This is a genomic window from Bacillus sp. B25(2016b) (genome assembly GCF_001679765.1).
GTDB lineage: Bacteria > Bacillota > Bacilli > Bacillales > Bacillaceae_G > Bacillus_A > Bacillus_A thuringiensis_K.
Map to the genome: position 1 here is coordinate 2,758,441 of NZ_CP016285.1, position 13,818 is coordinate 2,772,258.

Sequence of the window (13,818 nt, forward strand, 5' to 3'; positions counted from 1 at the left end):
CTTGTTTTGTAGCATTGTATATTCCTTTTTTCATATCTAGAACACTTTTTTCAATGTACTATTAATCGTTTCAACTGGAATAAACAAAATATGTGACACATATGTTTAAGCATTGGTCAATTGTTGAAAGGGATGAAGAGTATGTCACAGCTGAACTTTGAAGAAAATTTATTAACTAAAGTAGCCTGGTACTATTATAAAGATCAATTAACACAACAAGAGATTGCTTCACTTCTTCATATTTCAAGAAATAAGGTTGTCCGGTTATTAGATAAGGCACGCAGTGAAGGTATCGTTACATTTCACGTAAAAGGAACCGGTTTGCATTGCTTGAGCATTGAACGTGACTTAATGAAAAAGTTCCACTTAAAAGATGCTTTCATTATCCCTACTCCAATAAACAATTATGCTACTTCTCTCGGAAAAGCCGCTGCACAATATTTAGAGACTCATCTCCAACAAGGTGATTTACTCGGCATCGGCTGGGGTGAAACGATAAGTAAAATGCTAGAAAACATTCATTTTGAAAGTTCTATTAATCTTTCATTCGTAACGCTAACAGGCGGAGTAAACCACTATCTCCCAAGAAAACAAAACTATTTACACTACATGCAAGGTGATCTTCATATTATTCCTACTCCTTTTCTAGCATCTTCTACTGAAATGGCACAAAGTATTTTATCAGAACCAAGTGTGAAAGATATGCTTCATGTCGCTTCACTTGCACATACAGCAGTTGTCGGTATTGGCGGGTTATCTCAAGACGCTACGATTGTAAAAGAAGAAAAATTAACGCTACGTGAAATGACATATATTCGAAGTCAAAACGGGGCGGGCGATATTTTAGGACAGTTTTATAATACGAATGGTGATTTATTAGAGCTCTCGCATCACAATCGTCTAATTGGCACGCCTCTCTCTATTTTGCGCAATATGAATCATGTCGTTGGTGTTGCTGGAGGTACAGAAAAGATAGATGCAATTTATGGTGCCTTAAAGGGAAAGTTCATTCATACATTAATTACCGATGAGGAAACGGCCCTCTCCTTATTACGAAAGGATGGTGATTGTTAATGTCTCATTTATTAGCTTTTGATGCTGGTACAGGAAGCATTCGAGCTGTTCTTTTTGATTTACTAGGTAATCAAATTGCGGTCAGTCAAAAAGAATGGGTTCATAATACGGATCCTCGTTACCCAGGTTCTATGAATTTTGATGTAATAGAAAACTGGAAGCTAGTACAACAATGCACGAAAGAAGTTTTACAAAGAAGTAATGTCACGCCTTCTTCTATTCAAGCTATTAGTGCTACTAGTATGCGGGAAGGTTTTGTTTTATATGATAAAAATGGGCAAGAAATTTGGGCTTGTGCAAATGTTGATGGCCGTGCATCCGCTGAAGTTAGTGAGCTAAAAGAAATACGGTCACATCTTGAAGAAGATTTATATACTAGATCTGGTCAAACTTTTTCATTAGGTGCTTTACCTCGCCTACTTTGGATTAAAAAACATGAACCAGACGTCTACAACAATATTCACTCCTTTACGATGTTAAATGATTGGATTTTGTATAAATTAAGCGGCGTACTGCAAATCGACCCTTCCAACGGTTGTACGTCTGGAATCTTTGATTTACAAAATAGAAATTGGGATAACGATGTCGCTAAAGAGTGTGGTATATCTTTGCCATTTTCACCAAAAGTAAATGAAGCTGGCACTGTGATTGGTAATGTTACAAAAGAGTGTGCAGCACTAACTGGTTTACTTGAAGGGATTCCTGTCGTCGCTGGCGGCGGTGATGCTCAAATGGCAGCACTCGGGGCTGGAGTCGTAAAACCAAATCAAACTTTAATATGCGGCGGCAGCTTTTGGCAACAGGAAGTGAATATTGCAGAGTCAACAACGGATCCAAATGCTGCAATTCGAGTAAATTGTCACGTCGTTCCGAACCTTTGGCAATATGAAACGATTGCCTTTTTCCCTGGCCTCGTTATGCGTTGGTTTCGAGACGCTTTTTGCCAAGAAGAAAAAAAGCTCGCTGAAAAACTCGGTGTAGACGCTTATGAATTATTAGAAGAACAAGCGAAAGACGTACCTGTCGGTTCATATGGTATTATCCCAACTTTTTCAAACGTTATGAACTACATTTCTTGGCGTCATGCCGCACCTTCATTCTTAAATTTAAGTTTAGACGCTGACAAATGCGGAAAAAAAGAAATGTTCCGTGCTATTGAAGAAAATGCCGCCTTTGTTACACTTGGAAACTTAAAACTAATTGAAAATCTTACTGGTACATTCCCTTCTGAAGTCATTTTTGCTGGCGGTGCCGCTAAAGGGCAACTATGGCCACAAATTCTATCAGACGTTCTCGGCATTCCTGTAAAAGTACCAGTTGTGAAAGAAGCAGCTGCTTTAGGAACTGCAATTGCTGCTGGAGTTGGCACTGGCATATATTCATCTATGGAAGAGACTGCCGAACAATTTGTACAGTGGGAAAATACATTTGAACCAATCACTGAAAATCACGAGCTATACAAGGAATTCTATGAAACATGGAAAACCGTGTATAGCAGTCAGCTCGCTTTAGCTGATAAAGGACTTACAACACATATGTGGATTGCGCCTGGTGCACTGTAACACATTTACATAAAGGAGTGAACTGTATGTTAAAAGCGAATGAAAATGATTTCTCCTATCGCTTCGGTGATAACGGGCCGAAATATTTAATACAAGGCCCGAATATTGATCTTGGTCTTGTTGTCATTCAGCCTGGGCAAGAGTTTCAAAATCATTACCATACAACGTGTGAAGAAGTTTTTTATGCGTTAGAAGGTGAAATAGACTTCTATGTAAATAACGAAAGAGTTCCGATTAAACAAGGTGATGTCCTGCAAGTTCGCCCTCATGAATCTCACTATCTGATTAACCATTCTGACAAACCTTTTAAAGCTGTTTTTATAAAGTCACCACATTTACCAAATAAAGATACAGTACAAAAGGAAAATCCAACATTAACGAAGGAGTGATTTGGAATGACTTGGGGATTTAAAAATCGATTAAATACAATTTTACCTGATGGCAGAGCGGTAATGTTAGCGATAGATCACGGCTACTTTTTAGGGCCAATCCACGGGCTTGAACAGCCACTTGAAACTGTTAAAAACTTACTTCCTTACACGGATTCTCTCTTTTTAACGCGTGGTGTACTTAGCTCCTGCATTCCTGAAAACTGCAGCACACCGATGGTTATGCGTGTATCTGGCGGCGCTACTGTCGTCGGTAAAGATTTAGCGAATGAAACAATTGTTACACCTGTGAAAGAAGCAGTGAAGCAAAACGCAATTGGCGTTGGCGTTTCTGTTTTTGTCGGATCAGACTATGAAACACAAACTGTTTCGAATCTCGCAAATGTAGTCTCTGAAGCTCACGATTACGGCCTACCTGTACTCGGCATTACCGCAGTCGCAAAAGAATTACAAAAACGTGAAGCTCGCTTTCTAGCACTTGCTTCCCGCGTATGTGTTGAAATGGGTGCTGATATTATTAAAACGTATTACTGCGAAGGATTCGAAAAAATAACGAGTACATGCCCTGCCCCAGTTGTCATCGCGGGCGGCCCAAAACTAGATTCAATTGAAGATGCATTAAACATTACGTACAATGCACTGCAAGAAGGTGCAATCGGCGTAGACATGGGCCGGAACATATGGCAATCTGAACATCCTGCTGCGATGATTCAAGCGATACATGGTATTGTGAAAAATGGATTGAATGTGAAAGAGGCGCTTGAACTTTATAATGACGTGAACAATTAATGTGAAAAGACAGACTATTTATTAGTCTGTCTTTTTTACTTTACAGTGAAACTTTCTTAATCCGTCTTCTAATATGATACATATTTAAATTTTATACACCTTCAAATGATTACTCTTGATGATCACTATTAAGCTTTGAAACTTTCTTATCTTCTCTATAATCAAGACAAGACACTTCAATTAATAAGCCATTAAATACTGTAAAATAAAAACCATAACTACTACCTCTCATCGAATAAGGTTCCTTGTCTATTTCAATGCCGCCGGCTACTAAACGATTATACGCTTGATCCACTTCACTTGATGTATCCACTAAAAAACCAATATGAAAAGCTTCCGGATACGTAACTTCCTTATTCCCCTTAAATGCCTTTGGATCACTTAGTACAAGTATAAATCAACTCTCATCACTACTAGTGCCTTTCCCTTTTGCTCCAAAAATTGAAAATCAAAAAATGTTTCAAAGAAATATGTCGCTTCTGATAAAGTGAAACTTTAATTAGTGGGGTTTTATTCATCCCCCACTGATTATTAGTTGAATCAATCGGGCTTTTACGAGCAGTTGATCCCCCACCTAACTTCTTTTCTTTAGCTGAATTTTGAGGTGGGGGTCTTACTGCCCGTTAATGCGGGATAAATCATCAACACATAAATTTAAATGATTCAGCTTCATGTACTCATCTCCTTTTAAACAGAGGGTATATAGACTCATTTTCATAACACTTAAATATGTAAGACAAGATATTCAAGCGTTCCATCTAAGACCATGCTTTATAAGTCTAATATTTTTTCTATAGCCTAGAACTTTTTTTAAATGAATGAAAAATTTTCTATCATTCCCATCCCCCAGTATTAAAAAAGAGGATACATGTTTGCTTCTACAACATGTATCCTCTGCTTGTATATTACGACTGTTGATAAGCCGCTTTCGATGATTTCACATAATAAACCGCATGATCCACATTAATAATATGATCTGGTTTTGGTTTACCACGGCCCGCTCTATGTCCAGCTAAGTGTTCTTCACTTGTTTCCCAGTTTTTCCATGCTTCTTCCGATTCCCAGCGAATCATAACGACAACTTCTTCGTCTCCTCGTCTTACTTTTTTCACAAGAACACTCAAGTCGATAAAGCCTTCAAATTTTTCAATAATACCTTCTCCAGTGAAACGTTCTACAACTATATTTGATGTACCTTCTTTTACTGTAAATGTTTTCGTTTCGATAAACATATATCCCACTCCCTCTTTGTAATACGAATACTACTATTCTTCTATTATAATTGATTATGATAATTATTTTCAATTGTAAAGTTTTAATTTTTTGAATTATGCTGATTTCTTTTCTATCGCCTCATCTAAAAATTTGAAATATGGAAGTAACATTCCTATTAAAGAGGTGACACATATAATTGCACCGATGATTAAATATAGCACTCTTACTCCCCACATTTCACTCAATATTCCCCCTACTAACACACCTAACGGCATAGCGGATCGTATGAAAAATAAACGCACTGAAAATACTTGTCCTATCATATTATTCGGCACGGTTTGTTGGCATATTGTTGTGTTATAAACATTGAAAAATGCAATACAAATCCCTGCTATTACTTCAATTATTATTGCAATAATAATACTATGATTGAACCCTAATGAAATGTATGTGAGTCCTCCTATAAACAATCCTCCAAGCATAAGTATACGCCGGCTTTTATATGTTACTTTTCCGACTAATACTGAGCCAATTACATAGCCAAGTGGAAAACCTGCCATGAAATAGCCGTACTCTGCATATCCTGCTGACAGCTCGTCTTTTATATAAGGAAGATTTGTGACCATTGTTACCCCTACTCCAAACTGCACAAAAGTAAGAAATATACCGAGCCAAACGATGATTGGTTTTGTAAAAAAATATGTAAAACCTTGAAGGAATTGTTCTAGCCACGTTTTTCGTATATCTGTTGTAGTTCTCTTTTCTTTTATATAAAGTAAGAAAGCACCACTAACAAATAGACAAATACATACGAAAGATAATGTAAGTTCTGTTCCAATGAAATGAATGACTACTCCACCTAATACTGGCGCAAGAAACATCATGAGACGAGTCATTCCATCAATATACGCATTTGCGTCTTGAAGTTGTTCTTTACTTACAATGCTCGGTGTAATTGCCTGACTCGCAGGTGTATAAAGAGGTGTAATAAGTCCCACTACAATTTGAACAACATAAATATGCCAAACTTTTAAACTACCGGAAATTAGCATTACCCAAGGTAATAAGAATACGGATGCTCGTATCCATTGTGAAAAAATCATAATCCACTTCCGGCTCCATTTATCAATAAATGGGCCACTTATTAATTGCAGTATGAGTGATGGGATGAAATATAATAGCCACATACTACTTAAAGCTGTTTTTGACCCTGTTAATTCATAAACAAGAATCGAATTACATAACGTTCCGAAAGCCCCGCCCAATTCTGAAATCGCGCTACCTATCCACATGAAAAAGAACGATTTTTCAATACATTTTTCAATTTCATACACCAACTTTTCTTTTATATTCCTCCCTCTATGTACATTCTCGTTGTTAATTATCTATTCAAAAACATATCTAATTCTTTCGCTAACGACTGTACTGCTTTCTTTCTTAATACATATTTCCCGTCATGTATATCTACTAACTTCGCTACACGTAACAATTTCAAATGATGGTGTACAGTCGATTTACCGAGTTGCAGTCTTTCTGTAATTTCCTGCAATGTTCTTTCTTTTTCAAACAACATTTTTACAATGCGTAACCTTGCTTCATCCCCAAGCGCCTTATGTTTTTGAACTAAAAAATAATTCGGTTCATATAGATCTTCAGGATGGATGCTTTCGTTTGCAACTGGGTAATGAAATACTTTCGTATCTTCAATATCCGCCTCAATATTCCACGGTCTGTACGTCATTTGCGGGATAAGAAGTACATTATGAACACTTGGTTCTGGGATATAGTTCACACCGCCAGTCGCCCACTCGACGAACTCTTCCGGTTTCATCTTTTTATTCATCTCATTTTTCGCTTCATAGTCTCTTTGTAATATAGAAAGTATTTTCTCTTCCTCTTTCTGAATAACACTCTCATACCAACCTGTCATTACAGCGATTAAATGAGGTTTCAGCACTTGTACATCCACATTACATATAAAACGAATATACGTAGAGAAAAACTGATGATCCTGCGTTAGTTCCTCTAGTTCATGTATTGCAGTTACGTCTCCACTCGCTGCTAAATGTCTTTTCTTTTCATGCTTCTCGCCTAAAAACGGTAAACATATATATTTCAAATCTACTTCTGAAAGCGCATTGATTTTAGTATGAAACTGTGATATTTCCTGAAACTCCCCTTTATACAACAACTGAAGTAACGCTTTCCACGTATTATGTTCCTCTACAAACTGTAAGTGCTCTCTCATTTCTTCTGTTAATGATTTCTTAATTTCTTCCCATTCATTTTGACTCTTTTCAAGAGTATCAATTAACCGCTTATGAGTAATCGCAGCAATGCCAAGTGCACATTCGAAAAGTATCGAATATTTCACTTGAACGTTATAAGTTTCTCTCTTTCTACTCGTTATGTGATAGACCTCCATTTTTATCCCTCCTTGTTTGCTATATATTAATTCTATTTTTATCGAATTATACCTTCTATATTTTTAGAATTATATTACAACTTTAAAAATATTCTAATCAATGAGCAAATAGAAAAGATTTATACTCTTTTTTATTCTGACTCAATTAAAACCTTGATTATTAAAAATGAAAGTTTTTAATGCCTCTTTTATACATTGCATTTCCTTCTCTTGATCAGCTATAAAGAAGGTTTATTGAAGAGAAAAGAGAATTGATTTTATTAAGAAAAATGAATAGGAGGCTATACGAATGGGGAGAAAAGAAATGTTGCAAAATGGAGTTCAACAAGTTTTTTACGAAGAAGAATGGTACCCACCAATATCAGAAGCGTTAAAAAATCTTACTGCTGAACAAGCATGTTGGCAACCAGAAGGTGCTGCCAGTAATACGATTTGGGAAAATGTGAACCATTTATTAATCTTTAAAGAACGCCTACTTTCCCGCTTACATGAAGACAACACATTTGTTGCTCCACAAAATAATGATGAAACCTTTATCCAAGGTGAGCCTAATGATGATAACGCTTGGCAACAAACAGTAAAGCGAACGCTTCAAGTACATGATGCCTTACAATCTTCATTAACCTCCCTTCAAGAAGCAGAACTAGATCAACTAAGTCCTTCTCTACCAGTTTGGCAACAATATATGAATATCCTTTTGCATGATGCTTATCATACAGGACAAATTATACAGCTTCGGAAACTTCAAGGTTCATGGCCAACTCACCGTTCTTATTTATAAAGTGAAATTTTAATCAGCTCTTACCAATCGGGATTTTGCGGCAGCCCATCCCCACCTCACTTCTTTGCTTTCCCTGAATTTTGAGGTGGAAGTCTTACTGCCCGTTAATCCGAGATAAACGATGTTTAAAATCGCATACGTTTAATATCCAACAAAGCAATTGAAAATAGCTACTTGTTTTGTAATTACTGCGATTGCTCAAAATAAAGCAAATTAAAATACGTGAATCCCAAACATCATTTACCTTCTTCATAACTTCTGATCATAATCCAAATTTGGAAGAATAGAGGCTTTTTTATATACAAATAATAAGCCTCAAGGAGTTGTTGACATGTATTTCATATTGAATATGTTAGGGATTTTCGTTGTCATATTAATCGTTTTCTTATGTTCGCCTAATAAAAAACATATAAAATGGAGACCAATTGTAATTCTCATCCTATTGGAGCTTTTTATTACGTGGTTTATGTTAGGCACAAAGCTCGGCAGTATTATCATTAATAAAATTGCGTCATTTTTCAGTTGGCTACTAGCATGTGCGAATGAAGGTATTCGATTTGCATTTCCTTCAGCTATGGAAAGTCAGCACATTGATTTCTTCTTTAGTGCGTTACTTCCTATCATTTTTGTTATTACTTTTTTCGATATTCTTTCTTATTTCGGAATCTTAACTTGGATTATTGATAAAGTAGGTGCAGTTATTTCAAAGATTTCTCGTTTACCAAAGTTAGAAAGTTTCTTTTCGATTCAAATGATGTTTTTAGGAAACACCGAAGCACTTGCGGTTGTTCGTGATCAATTATCTGTTTTAAAAGAAAATCGATTATTAACTTTTGGAATTATGAGTATGAGTAGCGTTAGCGGATCCATTCTTGGTGCTTATTTATCAATGGTTCCAGCAACATATATTTTCAGCGCAATCCCATTAAACTGTATTAACGCATTAATTTTAGCCAATGTATTAAATCCTGTGGAAGTTTCGAAAGAAGAAGACGTTGTTTACACACCTTCAAAACATGAAAAAAAGGATTTCTTTTCTACTATTTCAAACAGTATGTTAGTTGGGATGAATATGGTTATCGTTATTTTAGCTATGGTAATTGGTTATGTAGCTTTAACAGCATGTTTAAATGGGATTTTAGGATTTTTTGTAACAGGGTTAACAATTCAAAAAATCTTCTCCATTATCTTTAGTCCTTTTGCATTTTTACTCGGTTTATCAGGCAGTGATGCTATGTATGTAGCTGAATTAATGGGGATCAAAATAACGACGAATGAATTTGTTGCAATGATGTATTTAAAATCAAACTTAAAGTCGCTACAACCACATACGATTGCGGTTGCAACAACATTTCTAGCTTCTTTTGCTAACTTTAGTACAGTAGGTATGATTTACGGAACTTACAATTCATTATTTGGCGGAGAAAAATCATCAGTCATCGGTAAAAATGTTTGGAAGCTTCTTGTTAGCGGAATGGCGGTTTCTTTATTAAGCGCTATGCTTGTTGGACTATTTGTATGGTAAACATTCTTTAAAACGAAAGACACCCAATCGAATTGAGTGTCTTCTATTTTTATTTTCGAATTTGACCATTTCCACGAATCACATATTTTGTAGAAGTTAATGCAGGAAGCCCCATTGGTCCCCTTACGTGTAGCTTTTGTGTACTGATGCCAATTTCTGCGCCGAATCCGAATTCAGATCCATCAGTAAAACGAGTTGACGCATTATGATACAGTGCAGCCGCATCTACAGCTGTGAAGAATTTGCTGACGTTTTCCTCGTTTTCTGAAATAATCGCTTCGGAATGCATAGATCCATACGTATTTATGTGATGAATCGCTTCTTCTATAGAAGAAACTACCTTCACTGCCAGCATGAGTGATAAAAATTCTGTACCCCAGTCTTCTTCTGAAGCAAGTACTATTGAAGAATCAATTACCAATGCTTTCTGATCACCACGTAACTCCACGCCGCTTTCCTTCAAAGTAGAAAACAACTCGCTACCATATCGCCGCGCCCACTTCTCATGAAGTACAATCGTTTCAATGGCATTACATACAGATGGACGCTGCGTTTTTGCATTTATAATAATATCAATTGCCATTTGTTTATTCGCTGTTTCATCAATGAAAATATGACAATTTCCTGCACCCGTTTCAAGTACTGGAACAGATGCTTCTCTCACTACCGTATCAATTAATTGTTTGCCACCTCTTGGAATAAGAACGTCTAAGTAATCATTCATTGTAAACAACTGCTTTGCGCTATCCCGTGTTGTGTCTTCTATGAGCTGTACACTTTCTGGAGGCAAGCTTGTTTGTTTAAGCGCCCGGTGAATAACGTCAACAATAGCTTTGTTAGAATTGATAGCAGAAGAACTACCACGTAATATAACTGCGTTTCCTGTCTTTAAACAAATTGTAGCAGCATCTACTGTTACATTTGGCCTTGCCTCATAAATCATACCAACAACACCAAGTGGTACACGCATCTCCTGAATAAATAGTCCATTTGGTCGCTCCCATTTGCTTACACATTCTCCAACAGGATCACGTAATTCAATTAATTGCTTAATTCCCTCTGCCATATCAATAATACGCTGTTCATTCAGCATTAGACGATCAAGGAGTGAATCAGAAAATCCTTTTGCCTTACCTTCTTCGATATCTCGTTTGTTTTCCTCTAAAATATAAGCTGCTTCTACTATTAACTGATCAGCAATGGCAGCAAGTGCTTCGTTTTTTTGACTTGTAGATTTTAGTACAAGTTCTCTAGCAATTTCTTTGGCTTTTTTTCCCTTTGCCAACACTTCATTCATTTTTGTTTCCTCCTTTTTAACATCACTATTCTTAAAGTGAAACCCAATAATCTCTATGAATGACTTCATAATTATGTCTTTCGCCTCTTGCTTGAATATGTTGGCTTTGCATACCTTTTATCTCTCTTAATTCCTCTGCGCCATATGTGCATTGTCCTTTTCCAATTACGCGCCCTTGTTGCGTCATTACTTCTACGACATCACCAACTTTGAAAAATCCTGACACATTTGTAACGCCGGCAGGAAGAAGACTCTTACCATGCTGAATGATAGCAATAGCTGCTCCGGCGTCTACTTCAATTTGTCCGCTAACGAGCGAATGCAACGCGATCCATTGCTTGTTCATCTTCATTTCTTTTTGAGGAGCATTTCCGATATATGTTCCATCACCTTTGCCCTTTAAAACATCTACAAATTTCTCTTGTCCACGTCCTGTTCCGATAAATACACTCACACCAAGAGAGAGTGCTGTCTTTGCAGCATCGATTTTTGATTTCATTCCGCCAGTCCCAAGTTTTGAGCCAGCATCTCCTGCAAGAGAAGCGATTTCTTCTGTAACTTCAGGAAGGAAATAATATTTTTTTGCATCCTCATTTTTCTGAGGATTTTTGTCATATAAACCGTTCACATCTGTAAAAATCATCAGCATATCCGCCGAAACAAGTCCGCTTACTAAAGCTGACAGCATATCATTATCACCGAACGTTAGCTCTTCTAAAGAAATGGAATCATTTTCATTAATGATTGGAAGAGCAGAACGGTTTAATAACTCTCCTAAAGTAGCGTAAGCGTTACTATATTGTTCTTTTCTAGAAAAGTCACTTCTCGTCAGCAATAATTGCGCAGTTACAATACCATATTTACGGAATTCCTCCGTGTACGCCTGCATTAACAAGCTTTGTCCGACAGCTGCAGCAGCCTGTTTTCCTTTAATTGTCACAGGTCTACTTGGATATCCTAGAGCAGAAAAACCTGCAGCAACGGCTCCAGATGTAATTAACAAAACTTCATGTCCTTCCTCTTTCAATCGAGCCAATGCGGCAACATGATCTGAAAGTTGTTCTTTAGAAATGCCTCCGTGACTATCTGCCAAGGAGCTGCTCCCAATCTTAACGACAACTCGTTGTTTTTTCACTTTTGTATCCCCCAAATCTAAAATCAAAGTTTTTTATACATTACACTTTTATTCATACAGCTTTCAGTCATTTCTATTCTCATTATTGCTGCACCTAGCCTATTCAAGAGCAAAATAAAAATGACCGCTTCGCCCTTAATAAAATAAAAAGGACGAAACGGTCATTGTTCCGCGGTACCACCTTAATTGATATACATAGATATCCACTTGGCGCCTATAACGCAGGCGAACGCCTAAACTTTCATTTAAGACTCAGGGATAGGTTCGATATATTCTATACGAGGAATCTTTCAGCCGGTGAATTCCACTCTCTTTCGCAAGAAGACATATGTACTATTTCCCTTCAACGATTTTCGGTTTAATTTTTTTATATTATGCGATATAGTTTGATTTGGTGTCAAGAGGTATTTTAAAAAATAAATAGAGCGACAAGTTCTTGTATGAAATGATTGCCCTACTGAATGGAAATACAAATTGATATAACTGCAACTCATATTCATAAACATAATACCTTACATTATAGTGTATATATTTACAGAATGTCGAATATAATTCATTTTTATCTTTTACTGTTGCAAAAAGGAATATATTCTCTTAGAATGTTTCTTTATATTGCATGGAGATGTTATTGTTATTTTAAGATAACAATTTCGAAATAATATAATTTATTAAAAAGGAGCAAGATTGAGTTATTATGGATAAACAAATTGGATTCATCGGATGCGGAAATATGGGAATGGCTATCATTGGCGGAATGCTAAACAAAAAGGTAGTGTCTGCAAATCATGTTATTTGTTCGGATTTAAACACTACGAATTTAAAACATGCTAACGAAAAATATGGGCTAACTACAACTACTGACAATAATGAGGTAGCTAAAAATGCTGATATTTTAATTTTATCAATTAAACCGGACCTATACGCAGCGGTCATTAACGAAATAAAAGAAGTCATCAAAAACGATGTTATCGTCGTAACGATCGCTGCCGGCAAAAGCATTAAAAGTACTGAAGAAGCTTTTGATAAAAAATTAAAAGTTGTAAGAGTAATGCCTAATACACCTGCTCTTGTTGGAGAAGGAATGTCTGCGTTATGCCCTAATGAAATGGTGACAGAAAAAGATTTAGAAGATGTGCTAAACATTTTCAATAGCTTTGGTCAAGCAGAGATTGTAAGTGAAAAATTAATGGATGTTGTTACATCAGTAAGCGGTTCTTCACCAGCATACGTATATATGATTATAGAGGCGATGGCAGATGCTGCTGTACTAGATGGTATGCCTAGAAATCAAGCATATAAATTCGCTGCTCAAGCTGTATTAGGGTCTGCAAAAATGGTACTAGAAACAGGAATACATCCAGGTGAATTGAAAGATATGGTTTGTTCTCCTGGCGGAACAACGATAGAAGCTGTAGCAACATTAGAGGAAAAAGGCTTACGCACAGCCATCATTTCAGCTATGCAGCGCTGTACGCAAAAGTCTATTGAACTGTCTAGCCAAACAAAAAAAATAAAACGATAAAAGAGATCATGTTAGCTATGAATTCATATGAATTTAACTAGAAATGCACTACATGATAAACGGCCAAATTCGAATATACTTGAGTTTGGCCGTTTTAGTTTTTA

12 protein-coding genes, 1 pseudogene and 1 other annotated feature are annotated in these 13,818 nt (G+C 36.5%); of the genes and pseudogenes, 7 read left to right on the forward strand and 6 right to left on the reverse strand.

Features of this window, described 5'->3' with window-relative positions; genetic code table 11:
* The first annotated feature begins 141 nt into the window (after positions 1-141).
* Genes BAQ53_RS14120 through lsrF form a run of 4 tightly spaced genes read left to right on the forward strand, consistent with a single transcriptional unit; the run spans position 142 to position 3,814 of the window.
* Positions 142-1,074 carry a sugar-binding transcriptional regulator gene (locus tag BAQ53_RS14120; RefSeq protein ID WP_000080661.1) on the forward strand — a complete coding sequence of 311 codons (933 nt, stop codon included), beginning with the start codon at positions 142-144 and terminating at the stop codon, positions 1,072-1,074.
* Positions 1,074-2,636, forward strand: coding sequence for an autoinducer-2 kinase (lsrK, locus tag BAQ53_RS14125; RefSeq protein ID WP_208905518.1), 1,563 nt, complete (start codon positions 1,074-1,076; stop codon positions 2,634-2,636). The genes BAQ53_RS14120 and lsrK overlap by 1 nt, the downstream gene beginning before the upstream one ends.
* Before the next feature lie 26 nt (positions 2,637-2,662).
* A complete protein-coding gene (locus BAQ53_RS14130; protein WP_000909983.1) occupies positions 2,663-3,025 on the forward strand; it encodes a cupin domain-containing protein in 363 nt (120 codons plus the stop codon).
* A 6-nt stretch (positions 3,026-3,031) separates the two neighbouring features.
* Positions 3,032-3,814: a 3-hydroxy-5-phosphonooxypentane-2,4-dione thiolase gene (gene lsrF, locus BAQ53_RS14135; protein ID WP_208905520.1), complete on the forward strand. Its 783-nt coding sequence runs from the start codon at positions 3,032-3,034 to the stop codon at positions 3,812-3,814.
* Between the two features lie 109 nt (positions 3,815-3,923).
* Here lsrF and BAQ53_RS14140 read toward each other — a convergent pair.
* The 4 genes and pseudogenes from BAQ53_RS14140 to BAQ53_RS14155 all read right to left on the reverse strand — a co-directional run.
* Positions 3,924-4,300 (reverse strand): annotated as a pseudogene (locus BAQ53_RS14140) (VOC family protein); the annotation flags it as partial.
* A 419-nt stretch (positions 4,301-4,719) separates the two neighbouring features.
* Positions 4,720-5,046 (reverse strand): heme-degrading monooxygenase HmoA, encoded by a 327-nt coding sequence (gene hmoA, locus BAQ53_RS14145; RefSeq protein ID WP_000469496.1) that lies wholly within the window; start codon positions 5,044-5,046, stop codon positions 4,720-4,722.
* Between the two features lie 96 nt (positions 5,047-5,142).
* The gene (locus BAQ53_RS14150; RefSeq protein WP_208906951.1) at positions 5,143-6,321 is read right to left on the reverse strand and encodes an MFS transporter; all 1,179 of its coding nucleotides are present in this window, start codon (positions 6,319-6,321) and stop codon (positions 5,143-5,145) included.
* Positions 6,322-6,410: 89 nt separating this feature from the next.
* Positions 6,411-7,454 carry an ArsR/SmtB family transcription factor gene (locus tag BAQ53_RS14155; protein WP_208905522.1) on the reverse strand — a complete coding sequence of 348 codons (1,044 nt, stop codon included), beginning with the start codon at positions 7,452-7,454 and terminating at the stop codon, positions 6,411-6,413.
* 289 nt (positions 7,455-7,743) lie between these two features.
* Between BAQ53_RS14155 and BAQ53_RS14160 the strand changes: the two genes are divergently transcribed.
* Both BAQ53_RS14160 and BAQ53_RS14165 read left to right on the forward strand, forming a co-directional pair.
* A complete protein-coding gene (locus BAQ53_RS14160) occupies positions 7,744-8,235 on the forward strand; it encodes a DinB family protein (RefSeq protein ID WP_208905529.1) in 492 nt (163 codons plus the stop codon).
* A gap of 331 nt (positions 8,236-8,566) precedes the next feature.
* On the forward strand, positions 8,567-9,760 hold the full coding sequence (locus BAQ53_RS14165) for a NupC/NupG family nucleoside CNT transporter (RefSeq protein WP_208905531.1): 1,194 nt from the start codon (positions 8,567-8,569) through the stop codon (positions 9,758-9,760).
* A 49-nt stretch (positions 9,761-9,809) separates the two neighbouring features.
* Here the strand turns inward: BAQ53_RS14165 and BAQ53_RS14170 are convergent, their stop codons facing one another.
* Together BAQ53_RS14170 and proB are read right to left on the reverse strand one after the other, a co-directional pair.
* Complete coding sequence (locus BAQ53_RS14170) at positions 9,810-11,057, reverse strand: glutamate-5-semialdehyde dehydrogenase (protein ID WP_208905539.1); 1,248 nt, start codon at positions 11,055-11,057, stop codon at positions 9,810-9,812.
* A gap of 31 nt (positions 11,058-11,088) precedes the next feature.
* Positions 11,089-12,192 carry a glutamate 5-kinase gene (gene proB / locus BAQ53_RS14175; protein WP_208905541.1) on the reverse strand — a complete coding sequence of 368 codons (1,104 nt, stop codon included), beginning with the start codon at positions 12,190-12,192 and terminating at the stop codon, positions 11,089-11,091.
* Between the two features lie 145 nt (positions 12,193-12,337).
* Positions 12,338-12,548: a binding site (T-box leader), on the reverse strand.
* A 338-nt stretch (positions 12,549-12,886) separates the two neighbouring features.
* On the opposite strand from proB, the gene proC reads away from it, so the two are divergent.
* Entirely contained in the window at positions 12,887-13,714 is an 828-nt protein-coding gene (gene proC / locus BAQ53_RS14180; RefSeq protein ID WP_208905548.1) for a pyrroline-5-carboxylate reductase, read from the forward strand.
* The last annotated feature ends 104 nt before the right edge of the window (positions 13,715-13,818 follow it).